Raw genomic sequence first — 17,014 nt, 5'->3', positions numbered from 1 at the left:
GGGGAAATGGAATACCGGAATTCGTCCTTCAGCTATCGTCGCGCGTCGGCCTTGGGTGGCATCATCACATCTGCGATCCTGGTGAGCCCGAATGCCGCGCACTCGCAGGCCGTCGCCGCCAGTTCCGCAGGGACGCCCCCAGCTTCAATGCATCGGGTTGCGGACGCCGGGCATAACGGGAAACTTAGCAATTTCGCCGATCTCGCTGAAAAAATTGGACCAGCAGTGATTGGGGTCACATCAAGGGGTACCGCGACACAAAGAGCGCTGCCCAATCAGCCGTTCGGGTTTGGTGCCCCAGATCGGGGCCACCCGAAGAAGGCGCCTGGGCCGCATAGCTCGGATCCAGGGAAAGCCCCGAACACAATCGAAACGATTGCGATCGGATCAGGCTTTTTCATCTCGGCGGATGGCTATGCCGTAACAAACAGCCACGTGGTTGAAGATACCGATACGGCTCAGATCCGCACTAGCGATGAAAAGACCTACCCGGCGAGAGTCGTAGGAAAGGATTCACTGAGCGACCTTGCCCTGATCAAGGTCGACGGACGCACCGACTTCAGCTACGTGAGACTCGCTGACCAATCACCTCGTGTCGGCGATTGGGTCCTCACTGCGGGCAATCCATTCGGACTTCGAGGCACCGTCACTGCGGGCATTGTCTCGGCGCGCGAGCGCGAACTCGGGACTGGCTCCAGCGAGGGGTTCATCCAGATTGATGCCCCCATCAACAACGGCGACTCCGGCGGGCCGAGCTTTAACACCAATGGCGATGTGATCGGCGTTAACAGTATGATCTTTTCACCATCTGGAGGCTGGGCGGGAGTGGCTTTTGCAATACCGGTTGACACTGTCAAATCGGTAATACCACAGCTGAAGGATAAGGGAGCCGTGACGCGCGGATCCATCGGGGCTGAAGTTCAGTCGGTCACCCCTGAAATTGCTGAGAGCCTCGGCGCGAACAATCTCCGTGGTGCCATCGTTGCGCGCGTTCAAGATAACAGCCCGGCTGCGAAAGCTGGACTAAAAGGCGGGGACGTCATTACGTCCGCAGGCGGAGAGCCGGTCAAAAATGCGAACGAACTGACCAAGAAGATCCATGCGATGGCGCCCGGCTCCTCGATCCAGCTTGCGACAGTTCGGCACGGAAAGGAGAATTCTCTCAATGTGACGTTGGGTCAGTTGCCCGATCAGCCCAAGTCATCACGAGACAATCCCGGATAGTCAATCGTGGGAGCGAAAGGAATCTCCTTGGCCTGTCTTCCCTGCCCAGGCGCTACGAAGCAAGTAAGATGGAGCTTCTAATGTGTGACTACAGCTTGCATGCCATCCACTCGCGTCGTGCAAAGGCGGGGGATCTGCTGATTACGAGCGAATTCCCCAATACCACTACCCGTGGGTTCTCAGCGGCTGCGGAGCCGGGAATGGCGGTGTGCCTCTTGCCAGGCACCGAGCTTGCTTTCAGCGAGGAGGCTGTCTGCAACCATTCGTTTGCGACGCTCTTCCCAAGAATGCACTTCGGCAGCATTGGAGCGCGGCTCGCGCGTTTCCGAAAGATCAATCAGCGGACGACAGATACGCACCACGACGCGCTGGAGTTTGCGAACGGCAAGATTGTGCTCCTTACAAGGCTTCGGCCTGGCCAGAGGGCGACGGTGCTGCAACTTCCTACAAGCGATAATGCTGATGGGAAGCGGTTGGAATCCGAGCGGCGCCAGCCCGCGTCGGTGGCGCGGAATGCCGAGCGGCTTGCCGGACACTGAGGCATTTTCACTGCCCGCTCAGCCGTAGAAGCGTCGGAAAGATACTGGCTGCTAACGATTCAAGTTGAACGCCGGCATATTCAATCGCCACGCCGACGAACGCGACCAAGTCTGTGGCTAGATAAATTTGACCAGGCTCATCTGGTAAAGCATCGATGTCGTTTGATATGATGCCTGCAGCGCCGTCTGTAGTGCCAGGATTTTGGTCGCGACTTCGTCGTCATTGATGCCTTCGATGGAGTCCAGCATTGTTTGGGCCATCGCCTTGGTCTGAACCTGCCGGTCGGTGGCAGCTTTGATGGACCCCTGCGCGCCGGCGAAGTCGGCCTGGATACCTTCAATCGTCTGGGTCCCCGGGACCGTTGCCAGAGTGTTCGCGACGCGCTGGTTGAGGGCAGTCACCTGGGCATTGGCATAGGGATCCGTCGCCGACGTACTCACGGCCGCGAATACCGCCACCGTCTGCAACTGCGCACGCAATGCCGGTTCATCGGCTCTGGCGCCATACTGCACCGCAATGGATGTGTCGATCTGGGCTACCGCGGATCCACGCGCCGAACCGTTCGCCGGCGTATTCTGTTCACCGTTGTACCAAATCACGGTGTTGTCGGGCGTGCCGGCTACAAGCGCGGTGGCCGAGGCAAGCGGCGTCGTATCGACGCGCAGCGGAGGTTGATCGAAGAAATTTTCACCGGCCTCCATCGCCGAGGCCGCCACCATCGGACCGTTCGCCAGATTCTTCATCGAGGTTCCCAGCGCTGTGTTCAGGTTGGCTGCGGTCTCGGTGGTATCAGCACCAATCAAGAAGCTGTTGGCGGCAAGCGGAGTGGTGTCCGATGCCGTCATGACGATATCCTCCTTCGTGCCGTCCGGCATGGTGAAGGTGAACTTGACCTGATCGCCGGCCTTCGGATTGGTCGTGCCAAGGTCTACCGACATCGACTTTTGCACCGGCGTTGCCGGTGGCGCCGGCGGAACGGTCGCGGGCAGGTCCACGGGCTGAGTGACGGTCGCGCCCGCTATGTTTGTGGATACGCCGGTGAGCTTGATCCCGAACGGCTGCGCCTGCTGTGGCGGTGCCGGCGTTGCATCCTCCTCGGTGAGGACAACGGATGTTGCCGGCGTGCCGACGGCGCTGCCGACGCGGCCATTCTGATTGACGCCGAGATCCGCGATCTTTCGCTCCGCGATGACCTGCTTCAATCCCGCCACCAGCGCGCCCCGACCGTTCATGATCTCATCGGCCGATGCCACGGGAGCGGTATCCGTGGCGCGGCCCGAAAACAGATAACGGTCACCTGATTGCGCGTTGAGCATGTCGACCGAATCGATGAAGTTGAGCAATGCGGTCTTCTGGCCGGAGGTATGGCCCGTATCGTCGAGATCCGCGCTTGCGCCGACGGCGGCACCCTTCACTTCCGACCCGATCTTCACCAACTGTTGCAGTGAGAGGTTGACGACACCAATGCGTGTGTTCAGATTGGTCGCAGTATCGGAATAGGCCCCTATCCCGGTGATCTGGGCGCGTAGCGTGATTGCAAGGCTACGGCCACTCCCCTGCCCCGCGTAAGTATTGGAAATCTTGCCGGACGCGAGTTGCTGGGTCAGCGTATCCAGCTGACTGCGCAAATCGAGGATGCCTGAGCCGATGTAGGACGTACGTTGACTGACCCCGGATATTGTCATGGCTGCCTCAGAATACCTGCATCAGGGTTTTGTACATGTCGTTGACCGCCGACATCACGCGCGCGTTTGCCGAATAAGCGTTCTGCAGCGACAGAAGATGCGCCATCTCTTCGTCCATGTTGACGCCCGAGGACGTCGACATCTTCTGCTCGAGCGTGCTGAGCACGACGTTCTGGCCATCGGCCAACTGCTTCGCCGCGTCGGCGTCTGCTCCCTGCTGACTGGTGAACTGTTGCATGAAACTAAGCAACGTTCCCTTGAACGGCGCGCTCGCACTGCCAACGCCACCCTGCGCACCAAATGTGTAAGTCGCGGTGCTTAGCTGATTGAGAATGAACGAGGGCCGCGTGGTGTCGCCAGCGAGCGTCGAACTCCCATACATCACGAGCTTGGCGGGATCATTGATCAGCGCGCTGTTGACGGTCAGGCGTCCCGCAAGACCCGTCATCTGAGATCCGGACGCGCCAATCGCACCGCTGTAAGATGAACCGTTGTCGGTAAACAGAGCGATCTGCGCGCTGCCGTCGTTCAAGGCACTTGGGTCCTTGGTGACCGTAACCGAGGCGCTATCGATCCGGGAGAAGGCGGGATTGTTGAGAACGCTCAGCGATGTGCTGGTCCCGCTGAACGTGACATCGCCGCCCAGTGCAGCATTGAGCTGATTGAGCACCGAGGAGAACGATCCGGAAAAATCGATCCCGATCACCTGATCGTTCGGGTCCGCCGTGACGTCATTCGACAAAGGCAGCACGCGAGCGTCATCAACGCGCACGAGGGAGATTTGACGCTGCTGATTGGTCGCCGCATCAGTATAGGTGAGATGAATGACGTTGCCGGATTTCATACCCGAGATATCGAGCGCAAATCCTGCAGGCGTCCCAGTTGGGACCGGCGCACCCGTTATCGCCGTGCCCGCTATTGTCTGATCGGACAACGCGCTTGACAGCGAGGCCGCAAACTGGTCGAGCTGGTTCTGTGCCGAGACCAACGTCTTGTCTCGCAGCTCGGTATAAGCCGCGATCTGACCCGATTTGATCGCACCGGTAGCCGTGAGATTGACCGACCCACCACCGCCTGGAAACTCAAGCATGACAGAGCCGAGCTGGCTCTGACTGGGGTCGCTGCTCCAAGTCGTACCCGCAGTAACAGTGGCCTGAGCGTTGAACGTCAGAGTCGCAGCTTCGTTGCCCACGAGCTGAATGCCGGAGCCGGTAAAAACCGTGATCTGGTTGGCGCTATTGGTTGTGACACGGATATCCATCAGCTCCGAGAGCTGAGTCACATACTGGTCACGTTGATCAAGCAAGGCGGCAGTCGACGCATCCGTCGACGTGCCGCCGCGTGGATTGGCCATCAGTTGGTTGTTGATTGACGCAATCTGCTTCAGCAGATTGTTCGCCGTCGCAACGGAGTCCCTGATGCCGGTCTCGGCGTTGCCGCGCAAGGTTTGAATGCCTTGCGTCATCGAGTTTAGCTGCTGCGTGAGCGTCGACGCCGCGTTGAGAACGCTTATTCGGGCCGACTGATTGTCAGCGCTGGTGCTGAGCGCCTGCAGGGCCGTCGTGAGGTCGTTGAACGCGCTCTCCAGCGTTCCGATTGAGCCCGGATCGCCATAGAGGCTTTGCAGCTGCTGCAGAACGCTTGAGCGCAACGAGGCGTAACCCGCTCCGGACGTTTCCGTGCGCAACTGCGCCTGGATATATTGATCGAGCTCACGATTGATCCCGGCAACGACGACGTTGCTGCCATATGCACCAGAATAGGACGTGACCTGGTCGATCGTCTTGCGAACGTAGCCGGGCGTTTCCGCATTGGCGACGTTCGACGAGACCAGCGACATCGCCGCCTGGTTGGCGCGGAGGCCGGACATGGCGATGGCGAGGGCGTCATTCAGACTCATAACAACAATGCTCCCAAGCGATTACGTGCGCGGCCGGTGTCGATTACCGCATCACGTTCAGCAGATCCTGGACCATGGTGTTCGTCGTCGTGATCACCTTGGTGTTCGCCGAATAGGCCTGCTGCGTCACGATCAGTTTCGTGAATTCGTCGGCGATATCCGTGTTGGAAGATTCGAGTGACGAGCCCGAGATGCTCCCGCCTTTTCCATAGAGCGCTTCTCCGGATTCGTTGGTCACTTCAAAGGCGCCGCCGTCGACACGCTTCAAGAAGTTGGCGCCGTTAAAGGTGGCAATGCTGACTTCCGCGAGATCGATATTGCGGCCATTCGAATAGGTGCCGACAACACGTCCCTCGTCGCTGACCGACACGCTTTGCAGTTGACCTGCGGCGTAGCCGTCCTGCTGCAGCTGGTTCACTTGCACGTTGCCATTGGTGTCCGCAAACTGTGTCAGTCCGCCGGTGCCAAATGCCATGGTGACGTTGCCCAGGCTGGTGCCGTTGACGGTGAGCCCGGCCAGCGTGATCTGACCGATCACCGGCTGCATCTGTCCATTCGCACCAAACTTGAAGTCAGTTCCGACGTTCTGCCAGGCAACGGTATTTCCGGTCGCGTTGGAATTCACCTGGTAGAACAGATTCCAGGTATCGGTCCCACCCATGGTGGACGATTCAACCTTGGCCCATCGGAACTGCAGGCTGACTGGAGCGCCGTTGCCGTCATACGCGGTCGTGGTACCGCCGCTGATCGACTCATTCAAAAAGGTCTGATTGTCGCTGCCAATGACGATGCCGGTACCGGCTGTCCCGCCGCCCGCACGCAATCCGGTAACAGTGCCCGAAAAGCCCAGCGCTTGAAATGCCGCGACAGCCGATGCGGAAGCACCTGCAGCAAGGCTGAAGTCATTTGCCGTACCAGTATTCAAGGTGATTGCGCCGCTACTCGACACGCTCGACGCCGGCGATGGAGAAGCATTGCCCGTAAGGCCGTCAATCGTGCTTAAGAGGCTCCCAACCGTTGCGGTGGCGAGATCGACAAACGTAGTGCCAGCGACAGGCGCGGGCGCGGCTCCGGTATAGAATGAAATCGTATTGGTCGTGGTAACACCGCCGGTGGTGGTCTTCAGCACCAGAGTGTCACCACTCGCAAAGCCCGCCGTGAGCGAATTCGTGCCCGATGCGCCCGCAAGGGCCGTCGCTGCGGAAATCGGTTGCGCGATCGTCTCAAAGTTGTTCCGCGCATTGCCGGTTACGCCTGTATTGGCAAACGGCGTCGCAGCCGTTCCAAGCGTCCGTGGATTGGATATGAAATCCGCAGGCCTCAGCAATTCTGAGCCCGGCACCGATGTTTGGTGGTTGGTTGTCAGCGGGTAGCTGGCGAGATTGGCGCGATAGTCGATCTTGGTGGTTGCTTGCGACGGCAGGAAATCGTTCTGGAACCTCAAGACTTCCGGCGCGCTTCCGGTGGGATTTCCGGTCGTCGGATCAATCTTCACACCCTCGAGATAGTAGCCCGCACCGTTAACGAGATATCCATTTTGATCCAGCGTGAAGTCGCCGCGCCTTGTGTATCGGTTGACGCCGTCGAATATCGGTTGGTTGTCGGACATGCTGCCCGGCTTCTGCACAGCGAAGAAGCCATCGCCGTTGATGGCCATGTAGGTGGCGACCGAAGCCGACTGAACCGAGCCGGCGATCGTGTTGGTGCTGCGGGAGTTCGCAACCACGCTGCCTGCAAGCTGTGCGTTCGTGCCGGTGTCGGGAATGAGGTCCAGGAAGCTGGTATCGATCCGCTTGAAGCCGGTGGTCTGCGAGTTCGCGATGTTGCCGGAAATGTTTTCCAGCGCGTACGAGTTTGCCCGCAGTCCTGCAACGGACGTGGTCAGGGCGCCGAAGATACCCATTACATCATCTCCAATTGGATCCGGGCGGCCGCCGGGATGTCTTGGGTGTCGTGGCCGCAACCGTTGAATTTGTTGCAAGCCACTTGCCAATTAAAAATGATAATGAAATCAGATAATTACGACTGGAAGACGCCGGCAATACCAGATCAAAATTGCCGAACCCAGCAACTTTTGCCTAGCTGTTCGCGCGTCGTGAATACGACGTTGCCTGGCCGAGATATCGTCGTCCCGAGGTTAGTTGACTGTGGCGAAGCCGAGTGAGGCTCGGACGGCCGGCGCGATGCGTGCTGGAGTCCAGGGCGGATCGAACGTCATCTCGACATCGACCGAACGGACGCCCGGCACCCGCGCGGCACGGCTCGCTACGCCCTCTTTCAGGAAACCAGTCGCGGGGCATCCCGGAGTGGTCGCCGTCATCGCGATGCGGACGGCGCCTCCGACGACCGAGATGTCGTAGACGAAGCCGAGATCGACGATGTTGTGACCGAGCTCCGGATCGATCACGACGCGCAGCGCGTCCCGGATCCGGTCGACGAGTTCATCTGTCATAACGGAGCCCTCACGGTCAGCTCGTAGGTCGCGCCATCAGGCGTGAACCCGCCGACCCAGCGGTATCCACGCTTCTCGAGCTGCGGGAACAGAAAGACAGGTTCGCGGCGCAGCAGCGCCGAAAGCGTCTCGCCGGGCGCCAGCATCTCGGCGGCCGCAAGAATCCGGACCATGGGCTCAGGAGGATCGAGGTCGCGATTGTCGAGCGTCACAGCGGGCTCAGGCCAATTGCCAAAGCTTGGTGCGCCGGCTGGCGCGTCCGTCTGCTTGGCCGCCGCCGGCGTGAACAAAACTTCCCACTCGCCGCCGTCGAGCGCGCACTCGGAATGCATGAAACCTCTGTCTGCCATGACAGCGAACAGCGGGACCGGCTTGAACGTGGCGAAGAGGCGGAGCCCCTGCCCGGGCTCGAGGCGTTCAAGTGCGGACATGATGACCGAGAACGGCTCGCCACCTGCGCGCAGGATCGGACGGACATCTACATCGATGTATTCGGTCATGCTTCTTCCTTTCGTCTTTAGTTTCTTGCGAACAGTAGATGGGGGGCGCAGGCCCCAGCGGGAAGGCGCAGCGGGCTCGCGACATCCGCAAGCTGCCGCGTCCGGATCACCTCGCGAATGATGCCGATGACTCCCGCCGTCATCGCCATCGCGGCGAGCCGGAATCCCGACGGTTGGCCGATCAGCAGCATCAGCGTTCCGCTCCAGACGGCCGCGTAGTAGATCACAAACCACTTCGATGCCCTCCGCTCCGCGACGAGGTCATGAACGCGCGGAGTGGGAGTCCGTCCCATCACCGGACCATAGGTCTCAAGCCAGGTCAGGAAAGCCACGATCTTATAGAGCTTGGCGAGGACCAGGCCCGACAGCCAGCCGAAAACGGCAAGGAAGACGAACGCTCCGACATGCCCGGCAAAACCGCCGGTCACGACGAGCGCCGCACCGAGAAGCGCCGTGCCCGCCAGGCTCGCGAAGGAGAGCGTCGCCATCCGCGTATTGAGCTCGAGCTGGCGCCGCTTGCGAGCACGGAAGATTGCGAGCACGTCGCGCCCGTATAGGGCAACAGTCGCCAAGCCGAGGACGGCGGCAATCGATAGCACGACGCCCAATGCGGCAAGGAACCCGATCGGGAGGACACCGCCGACTACTGCGACGGCGATCGCGAGCGCGCCCGTGGCCAACGTTGCGCCGCTCTTCCGGTCGTCGATATCAGGCGAGAGCATGAACATGGACAATAGCCGATAGCTGACGCCCATCGCCGTCAACGTCAGCCAGCCGCCAAGACCGGCGATCGCATGTAGCGGGACGCCGCCGGCCAGCATCAATTGCCCGGTCGATCCCGCCCACCCCGCAAGCGCGAACGCGAAGACCGCGCCGAAGGCGACGGTAGCACAGAGCGAGGCCAACCCAACGAGCACGAAGCGGGCCGGCCCCACCGGCCGCAGCCATACGGTCAGCCCGAGATCGACGATGATCAGCCCGAAACCGGCGATCAACAGGATCGCGCCGAACGGAAGCAGCCAGAGCCAGGCTGGCAGCCGACCTTCCAATGCCAGGAAACCTGCGAGCAGCGAGGCGAGACCAGCGCTCAACAGACCCAGAGCAGGCAAAGCCCAATTCTCCGAAAACAACGGCTTCGCGACGAGTACGGGGACGAACTGAAATAGCGCGCCACACATCGCCAGGCTGAGCCATCCGATGCAGACCACGTGGACCAGGACGAGCGTATCAGGTGATGCAAGATCGGCTGCGGGAAAGCCGACGCCCCCAACCATCAGCGCCAGCACTACGAACAACCAGGCGACCGCCATCGCGAAATAGCTCATCGTCCATCGTGATATGCTGGCGCCGATCATCATGATCTCAGAACTTTTCTCTGCATCGTCGCCATGGACGGCCTTCGTTCGACGGCGGTAATCGTAGGCAGTCGCGATCGCAGGCTCTTTGTCGCGGCACAAATTGCCGCGTCGTTCACCTAAGTGTTTGATCCCCGACAAAGATGGCGCGCCCCTGATCTGCAATATCAAATCGGTCATCAACGGGGGACGCGATGCGGATTTTCGAAAGATTGCGACGACAGAGCCGAAGCGAGCGCGCCATCGAACGCAAGCTTTTCGAGGCTATCATCGCCGATCTTCTGCGAAAGCTCGAGGACGGAACTACGATCCTGGCCTTCCCCGAGAGCAAGGCTGCTTGCTGCTCGACCGATGAGAAACCGCGTCAGTAGGCCTGCTTTGCAAGTCCGGTGTTTGAACAACGTCTGGACGAACGAGGCGGTGCCTGTCCATCCGAATCACTGGAGAAGCTCGCGGATGTCGTTCAGGTGCGCAAGCGCGCCCTAAGCGGCTTTCGCCGTATCCATGAGCTTCGACACGAAGACGCGGACGTCAATGCCATGTTCGCCGCATGCTTCTTCGATCGAGTGGAAAGCGGCGATCGGACAACCGACACATGGCATCCTGAAATCGAGAAATACGCGTATCGTGCGCGGCCATCGACGCATCACGTTGTCGACCATCATATCCGCGGTGGGCGCTGAACTTGTTCTCATGCTGCTACTGTAGCGTGGCGGCTTCCAGGCCTCTTTGCTCGTCCGCAAATTCTCGAGCAGGTCGCCTCGTCAAAAAAATCGACATTTCTTTGCTGCAGCGCAACGTGTCTGGCGACCTGATCGCACATGATGCACGCATCGAATTAGGACGATTGAAGCGATGGAGAGCATCATGCTGACGAGAAGGACCGCCCTGATGGGAGCCGCGATCGCGGCGCTGATGATAGCCGCGCCGGCGCTGGCCGCCGACGATCTCAAGCTGCCGCGCGAACGAGTCGAGCTGGTCGCACCGCCGTTCGTGCATCCACACGAACAGGCAACCAAGGCCGGACCGAAGATCGTCGAGTTCAAGCTCACGGTCCAAGAGAAGGAAGTCGTGATCGACGACGCTGGCACCAAGTTTCATGCGATGACCTTCAATGGCTCGATGCCTGGCCCGATGATGGTAGTTCACGAAGGCGACTACATGGAGCTGACACTCGTCAATCCCGCGACCAATTCCATGCCGCACAACATCGACCTTCACTCGTCGACGGGCGCGCTGGGCGGTGGCGCCCTGACCAAGGTCAATCCGGGCGAACAGGCAGTGCTGCGCTGGAAGGCGACGCGTCCCGGCGTCTTCGTCTATCACTGCGCTCCTGAGGGCATGGTTCCATGGCACGTGGTCTCCGGCATGCATGGCACGGTGATGGTGCTGCCGCGTGATGGACTGAAGGACCGTGACGGCAAGCCGCTGCACTACGACAAGATCTTCTACATCGGCGAAAACGACCTCTACATACCGAAGGATGAGAACGGCAAGTACAAAACCTACGACACGGTCGGCGAATCCTATGCGGACACCACCGAGGTCATGCGCAAGCTGATCCCGACACACGTAGTCTTCAACGGGCGGGTCGGCGCCCTGACCGGCAAGAATGCATTGACCGCGAAGGTCGGCGAGACCGTGATGATCGTGCATTCGCAAGCCAACCGCGACACCCGTCCGCACCTGATCGGCGGGCACGGCGACTATGTCTGGGAGACCGGCAAGTTCAACAACCCGCCGGAGAAGGATCTCGAGACCTGGCTGGTGCGCGGCGGTTCGGCGGCAGCCGCGCTGTATACTTTCCGCCAGCCCGGCGTGTACGCCTATCTCAACCACAACTTGATTGAGGCCTTCGAACTCGGCGCGGCAGCGCACATCAAGGTGGAAGGCAAGTGGAGCGATGACCTCATGAAGCAGGTCTCTCCTCCCGGCCCGATCCCGCCGGACAAGCTCGGCGCCGCCGACCCGGCGACCTTCAGCCGCTAGATGGAGCCGAAAAAGGGACGGCCCGCGGTCCCTACCCGCGGGCCGTTTCACGGAGCGGAGGCGACATCATGCTCATCCTGATGAAAATGAAGACGGCCATGCTCGCTGGCGCACTGGCTGCGCCGATCCTGGCAACCGTGCTCTCGCCCGCACCTCCGCACGATGACGACGGGGCCGTGCGCCTCTCTCCCGCTTCCTTCAGCTATCGGGCTGCCGGCGACTTCTCGCGGAACGGCAGACCGGTCGAAGGACTCATGCGCAAACTGAGCCTGCCTGCTGATCTTATCATCATGAAGCGGCAGGTCACGGTCGCCGAGTACGCGCGCTGCGCCGACGACGGAGCCTGTCCAAAGGTGCCGGTCCCCAACGGCTCACTGGACGTGCCCGTCGTCGGCGTCAGTTGGCACGACGCCTCAGCCTATGCTGCATGGCTGTCGCGCAGAACCGGCGTTACCTATCGTCTGCCGACCGACGAGGAGTGGACATTCGCGGCCGCCGAGAAGGCGCGCGACGAAGCGTTGCCGCTGGTCGACCCCGCGGATCCGGCGCAGGCCTGGATCGCCCGCTATGAAGCCGAATCCGCCCGCTCCAAGCCCGCCGAGAAGGCCGTTCAACCCGCGGGCACGTTCGGCACGAACAGCAACGGATTGGACGACCTGGCCGGCAATGTCTGGGAGTGGACGGATAGCTGCTTCCTTCGAACCTCGCTCGATGACGGAGCCGAGCGGATCACCAACACGAATTGCGGGGTCCGCGTCGTGGAGGGTGCCCACCGCGCCTACATGACGGACTTCATTCGCGATCCCAAGTCCGGCGGATGCGCCGTAGGGATTCCGCCGACCAATCTCGGCTTCAGGCTCGTCGTCGAGCCCTCCAGCCCGGTCGCCGCGGCATTCTCGCGGAACCTAGCGAAGCTTTTGCGACGGACGTGAACGTTCACGGGATGGATTGAGCTAGCGCAAAGTTATTCCGCCGGGAGTCCGCTAGGTGATGCGGAGACGGAGAAGGAAAGCAGATGCGATCGGACTTGGCGCAATCCTACGGGCAGGACAGGCTGCCGCGCTACACCAGCTATCCCACGGCGCCGCATTTTTCGCCGGCGGTTGGGGAAGACGTCTATCGGCAGTGGCTCAGATCGGTTCCCGTCCGCCAACCGGCTTCACTCTACCTCCACGTGCCGTTCTGCCGATCCATGTGCTGGTACTGCGGCTGCCATACGTCGGTGACGAAGCGTGACGAGCCGATCGCGGTCTACGCAGCGGGCCTGCGCACGGAAGCGCTCCTTGTCGCCGAAACGATTGGGCAAAGGCTGCCGATCTCTCACATCCACTTCGGCGGCGGCACTCCGACCATCATGTCGCCGGAAACCTTCGCGGACCTCGTCGGCGCCTTGCGCTATTCGTTCTTCGTGACGCCCGATGCCGAGGTTGCCGTCGAGATCGACCCGCGCACGCTGACCGAGCCGATGACGGAGGCGCTGGGCTACTGCGGCGTCAACCGCGCGAGCCTCGGCGTTCAAAGCTTCGATCCGGCCGTGCAGCGCGCCATCAATCGGCGGCAGAGCTTCGAACAGACCGCCGCGTCCGTTGAGCAGCTGCGCCGGGCCGGCGTCGGCCGGCTCAATTTCGACCTGCTCTATGGCCTTCCCCTGCAGACGGTGGATTCGTGCCTGGACACGGTTGCAAAATGTGTCGAGCTGCGTCCGGATCGCTTTTCGGTGTTCGGTTACGCGCACGTTCCGTCTTTCAAGAAACATCAGCGCAAGATCGCCGAAGAGTCTTTGCCCGATAGTATCCAGCGCCATATCCAGTCGGAAACGATCGCGCAAGCCTTGCTCGATGCCGGGTATGTGCGCATCGGCTTCGATCACTTCGCTCTTCCCACCGACAACCTTGCAGTGGCAAAACGGGAAGGAAAATTGCGGCGGAATTTCCAGGGCTATACCGACGATTCGGCCGACACGCTCATCGGCCTCGGCGCCAGTGCCATCGGCCGCATGCCTCAAGGATTCGTACAGAACGCCGTGCCGACACGCGAATACCTTGCGCGCATCGTCGAGGAGCGGCTCGCCACCGCCAAAGGCTACGCGTTCACCGAGGAAGACCGCTTCCGCGCCGACATCATCGAGCGGCTCATGTGCGATCTTGCCGTCGACCTCCCCAGGATATCGCGGTTGCACGGCCGTGATCCGGAATCCGCGATCGTGGATCGGTCGCGGATAGAGGGCCTCATCGCCGATGGCGCTGTGACGATGTTCGATGACCGACTCTCGGTCAACGACGGCGCGGAGTTCCTGGTCCGAAGCGTCGCTTCGGCATTCGACGCGCATCTTCCGCGGTCCGTGGCGACGCACAGTCGCGCAGTCTGAATTAGAGCAATCGCCGATCAGGCTAAAAGCGCAGCCCGGTGAAGCTGCGCTCCTTCTCACGCTTGCGGGGGAGCGCTGGGGGTGGGGTGCCTCCGCATTGGGGCTCCCCGAGTGGAAAGAGCCCTCACCCTGCGCGGAGCCTGTACTCGGACGGCGCGAAGCGCCGATCCGGGTGCGCCGACCTCTCCCACAAGCGGGAGAGGTGAAGATTCAGCGTGATCGGATCATGCTCTCGTTAGCCGCAAAGTTGGCTATTGCGTGAGCTGACGGTAGAGCGCCGGCAAGGCCGCGGGCAGGCGCCTGACGTTGCCAACGATCGCATATCCGCTTCGCCCGAAGAGCGTCGGAAAATAGCTCTGGGCGGTTGCATCGATCGTGACGCCGAAGACTGCGGCGCCGAGCCGGCGCGCCTCCTGTACGGCCTTGCGGGTGTCTTCGATGGCGAAGCGCCCTTCGTAGTGGTCGACGTCGTTCGGCTTGCCGTCGGTGAGAACGATCAGCAGTTTCTTCCGCTGCGGCTGGGCCGCGAGTTCGGACGCGGCATGGCGCACCGCCGCCCCGATGCGCGTGTAGTATCCGGGCTTGAGCGCCCCGATGCGCCGCTCCACCGACGCGCTCATCGGCTCTCCGAACGCCTTGACAGTCTCGAGCCGTACCCACGACCGCCGCCGCGAGGTGAAGGTCAGGATGCTGTGGTGATCGCCACAGGCCGACAGTCCGTGAGCGAGGACAAGCAATGCCTCCTTCTCCACGTCCAGGACGCGGTAGCCATCGACCCAGGCGTCGGTCGAGAGGGACACGTCGACGAGCAGCGTCACCGCCAGATCATGACCCTGCGGCCGCATCGCGAGATGAACGCGATCGAGCGTGCCGCTGCCGGCACGGAGATCGCAACGAGCGCGGACCAGCGCGTCGATGTCGAGGTCGTACCCGTCCGGCTGTGCCCTTGCGATTTCGTGGCGGGGCCGCAACGCCTCGAACTGGCGCCGCACCTGGCGGATGCGGCGGCGCGTGGCCTGGCCCGCGGCCCAGCTTTCGCCGGTCTCGCGCGCATCCGCTGTCAGCACCCGGCAGTGGTCCTGGAGGTAAGTGCGGTTGCGATAGTCCCATTCCGGATACAGCCGCTCGCCGTCGAGCCGTGCGGGATCGACCGCCTCCGGCGGCAGATCGAGATCGAACTTCAGCTTCGTCGCAGGCTTTCCGCTCCGCCGCCCAATCGACAGTTCTTCCAGATCGTCGGCCGCCTTGCGCGCACTCTCGTCCTCGCTGTCGTCGGCGGGACGGTCCACGTTCACCATCTCGGCCATCGCCAGGATCTTCTCGAACCGGTTGAGTATGAACGGATCTCTCTTGTTGGCTCCGTTCTCCCGCTCGCGTGTCGCAAAGCGCTTCCGCGAGTCCGGCGCAGCGGCTTGAGCCTCGTGCGAGGCATCGTCCTGCTCCTGAGATACCGGCCCCAGGTCGCGGGTCCAATAATCGCCCCACAACGGACATGGCAGAACCGGGCGATATCCCGCCGGCGCCCGTAACGGCAGCGCTTTCTCGCCGATCATCGAAGACCACAGGTCCCCTTGCGGCGGCACAGCAGCTCCAAGGAGCGCGAGCACGACTTGTTCGACCTCGCGCTCCACGCGAGGCAATGGCCGCTGCGGCCGGGCAGATGCCGCCGCCGCAGCGAGTCGTGCGTAGGAGCTTACGAATCCAGGAAATCGAGCAATGACAGCGGCGGCAGTGGCGCGGGCACGACGCAGCCCGAGGAGATCGCGCCGCAGCGGATCGGTCTCGTCGATCGCTGCCGACGGCACGACCGCAAACCATGCGGCGAGCCACCGATAGAGAGCCGCATTCAGACCGCGGTCCGCAAACAAGGCGATGCGCTCAGGCAGGAAGACGGTCGCCGCGTCGCGCCCGGGATGGGCAAGGGATTCGTCGCCGAGGCCAATTCGCTGCCTCCAGGCGAGCCGGTGTCCGGACTTGCGCGCGCCCGCACCGGCGAGCGCGACGCCCGCCTCGCCGCCCAGCGCGCGGAACATGACGGAGAGTTGTCCCTGCATCTCCGAGAGTGCGACGGCTTGCTCGGCATGAACCGGATAGGACGCGGTCGCGCCGACCAGGCGATGCCACGCGCGACCGACGGTCTCCTCCAGTTCGAGAAAATCCAGCATCGGCGTGGCCTATCCGATGACGGCCCGGGCGACTTCCACCAGCGCGGCCTTGACGTCGCTATCGTCCGTCAGCGGCTCGATCATGCCGGCGAGGACGGCATCAGTGACGGAAACGCCGGCCGCGACCAGGGTGGCGCAATAGACGATGAGGCGCGTCGAGACGCCCTCCTCCAGGTCATGCCCCTTCAGCGCGCGCAGACGGCCGGCGAGGAGAACCAGCGGGCGCACGCGATCCGGTGGAAGCCCGCTTTCCGCCGAAACGACGGCGATCTCCTGCTCCGGCGGCAGAAAATCGAACTCGATGGCGACGAAGCGTTGCCGCGTCGACGGCTTCAATGCCTTGAGCAGGCTCTGGTAGCCGGGATTGTAGGAGACGACCAGCATGAAGCCTGCCGGCGCGATGAGCTCCTCGCCGGTGCGCTCGAGCGGCAGGATCCGGCGGTCATCGGTCAATGGATGCAGCACTACTGTGACGTCCTTGCGGGCTTCCACCACCTCGTCGAGATAGCAGATGCCACCCTCGCGCACCGCGCGGGTCAGGGGACCATCCGTCCAGATCGTGTCGCCGCCCTTGAGCAGGTAGCGGCCCGTGAGATCGGCCGCCGTGAGATCGTCGTGGCAAGCGACGGTATGCAGCGGGATCCCGAGCCGTGCGGCCATGTGGGCAACGAAGCGGGTCTTGCCGCAGCCCGTGGGGCCTTTCAGCAGCACCGGCAGACGGTGAGACCACGCGTGCTCGAACAGCGCGCACTCGTTTCCGCTCGGCACATAGGCCGGAATCTCCGGAATCGGCTTTGCTACAGCCTGAAGGACAGGTTTCATGGTGGTTCTCCGGA

General features: G+C 62.0%; 14 protein-coding genes. 5 read left to right on the top strand and 9 right to left on the bottom strand.

The features are described from left to right. The first annotated feature begins 6 nt into the window (after positions 1-6). Both J6497_RS32065 and J6497_RS32060 read left to right on the top strand, forming a co-directional pair. The gene (locus J6497_RS32065; protein ID WP_225708222.1) at positions 7-1,224 is read left to right on the top strand and encodes a S1C family serine protease; all 1,218 of its coding nucleotides are present in this window, start codon (positions 7-9) and stop codon (positions 1,222-1,224) included. 68 nt (positions 1,225-1,292) lie between these two features. After that, a complete protein-coding gene (locus J6497_RS32060) occupies positions 1,293-1,763 on the top strand; it encodes a hypothetical protein (protein ID WP_225708221.1) in 471 nt (156 codons plus the stop codon). Between the two features lie 117 nt (positions 1,764-1,880). Here J6497_RS32060 and J6497_RS32055 read toward each other — a convergent pair whose 3' ends face one another. The 7 genes from J6497_RS32055 to J6497_RS32025 form a co-directional block, all read right to left on the bottom strand. Next, the gene (locus tag J6497_RS32055; protein ID WP_225708220.1) at positions 1,881-3,449 is read right to left on the bottom strand and encodes a flagellar biosynthesis protein FlgL; all 1,569 of its coding nucleotides are present in this window, start codon (positions 3,447-3,449) and stop codon (positions 1,881-1,883) included. Between the two features lie 7 nt (positions 3,450-3,456). After that, the gene (flgK, locus tag J6497_RS32050; protein WP_225708219.1) at positions 3,457-5,349 is read right to left on the bottom strand and encodes a flagellar hook-associated protein FlgK; all 1,893 of its coding nucleotides are present in this window, start codon (positions 5,347-5,349) and stop codon (positions 3,457-3,459) included. Positions 5,350-5,392: 43 nt separating this feature from the next. After that, positions 5,393-7,252 carry a flagellar hook-basal body complex protein gene (locus tag J6497_RS32045; RefSeq protein ID WP_225708218.1) on the bottom strand — a complete coding sequence of 620 codons (1,860 nt, stop codon included), beginning with the start codon at positions 7,250-7,252 and terminating at the stop codon, positions 5,393-5,395. A 234-nt stretch (positions 7,253-7,486) separates the two neighbouring features. Next, complete coding sequence (locus tag J6497_RS32040) at positions 7,487-7,801, bottom strand: metal-sulfur cluster assembly factor (RefSeq protein ID WP_225708217.1); 315 nt, start codon at positions 7,799-7,801, stop codon at positions 7,487-7,489. Beyond that, positions 7,798-8,301 carry a DUF2249 domain-containing protein gene (locus J6497_RS32035; RefSeq protein WP_225708216.1) on the bottom strand — a complete coding sequence of 168 codons (504 nt, stop codon included), beginning with the start codon at positions 8,299-8,301 and terminating at the stop codon, positions 7,798-7,800. The genes J6497_RS32040 and J6497_RS32035 overlap by 4 nt, the downstream gene beginning before the upstream one ends. Before the next feature lie 17 nt (positions 8,302-8,318). Continuing rightward, positions 8,319-9,626 carry a hypothetical protein gene (locus J6497_RS32030; RefSeq protein ID WP_225708215.1) on the bottom strand — a complete coding sequence of 436 codons (1,308 nt, stop codon included), beginning with the start codon at positions 9,624-9,626 and terminating at the stop codon, positions 8,319-8,321. Between the two features lie 512 nt (positions 9,627-10,138). Then, the gene (locus J6497_RS32025; protein ID WP_376708302.1) at positions 10,139-10,303 is read right to left on the bottom strand and encodes a DUF1858 domain-containing protein; all 165 of its coding nucleotides are present in this window, start codon (positions 10,301-10,303) and stop codon (positions 10,139-10,141) included. Between the two features lie 220 nt (positions 10,304-10,523). Between J6497_RS32025 and nirK the strand changes: the two genes are divergently transcribed. The 3 genes from nirK (at position 10,524) to hemN (ending at position 14,013) form a co-directional block, all read left to right on the top strand. Next, positions 10,524-11,645, top strand: a complete 1,122-nt coding sequence (nirK, locus tag J6497_RS32020) for a copper-containing nitrite reductase (protein ID WP_225708213.1) — start codon at positions 10,524-10,526, stop codon at positions 11,643-11,645. Positions 11,646-11,713: 68 nt separating this feature from the next. After that, positions 11,714-12,577: an SUMF1/EgtB/PvdO family nonheme iron enzyme gene (locus J6497_RS32015; protein ID WP_225708212.1), complete on the top strand. Its 864-nt coding sequence runs from the start codon at positions 11,714-11,716 to the stop codon at positions 12,575-12,577. 83 nt (positions 12,578-12,660) lie between these two features. Then, positions 12,661-14,013 (top strand): oxygen-independent coproporphyrinogen III oxidase, encoded by a 1,353-nt coding sequence (gene hemN, locus J6497_RS32010; RefSeq protein ID WP_225708211.1) that lies wholly within the window; start codon positions 12,661-12,663, stop codon positions 14,011-14,013. Between the two features lie 251 nt (positions 14,014-14,264). Here the strand turns inward: hemN and J6497_RS32005 are convergent, their stop codons facing one another. Together J6497_RS32005 and J6497_RS32000 are read right to left on the bottom strand one after the other, a co-directional pair. After that, positions 14,265-16,178: a nitric oxide reductase activation protein NorD gene (locus J6497_RS32005; RefSeq protein ID WP_225708210.1), complete on the bottom strand. Its 1,914-nt coding sequence runs from the start codon at positions 16,176-16,178 to the stop codon at positions 14,265-14,267. Positions 16,179-16,187: 9 nt separating this feature from the next. Further along, positions 16,188-17,000 carry a CbbQ/NirQ/NorQ/GpvN family protein gene (locus J6497_RS32000; protein ID WP_225708209.1) on the bottom strand — a complete coding sequence of 271 codons (813 nt, stop codon included), beginning with the start codon at positions 16,998-17,000 and terminating at the stop codon, positions 16,188-16,190. Between the last annotated feature and the right edge of the window lie 14 nt (positions 17,001-17,014).

Origin of the sequence: Bradyrhizobium cenepequi (genome assembly GCF_020329485.1) — a bacterium.
Lineage (GTDB): Bacteria > Pseudomonadota > Alphaproteobacteria > Rhizobiales > Xanthobacteraceae > Bradyrhizobium > Bradyrhizobium cenepequi.
Note: the sequence above shows the minus strand (reverse complement) of the source record. Positions and strands in the feature narration are given on the sequence as shown.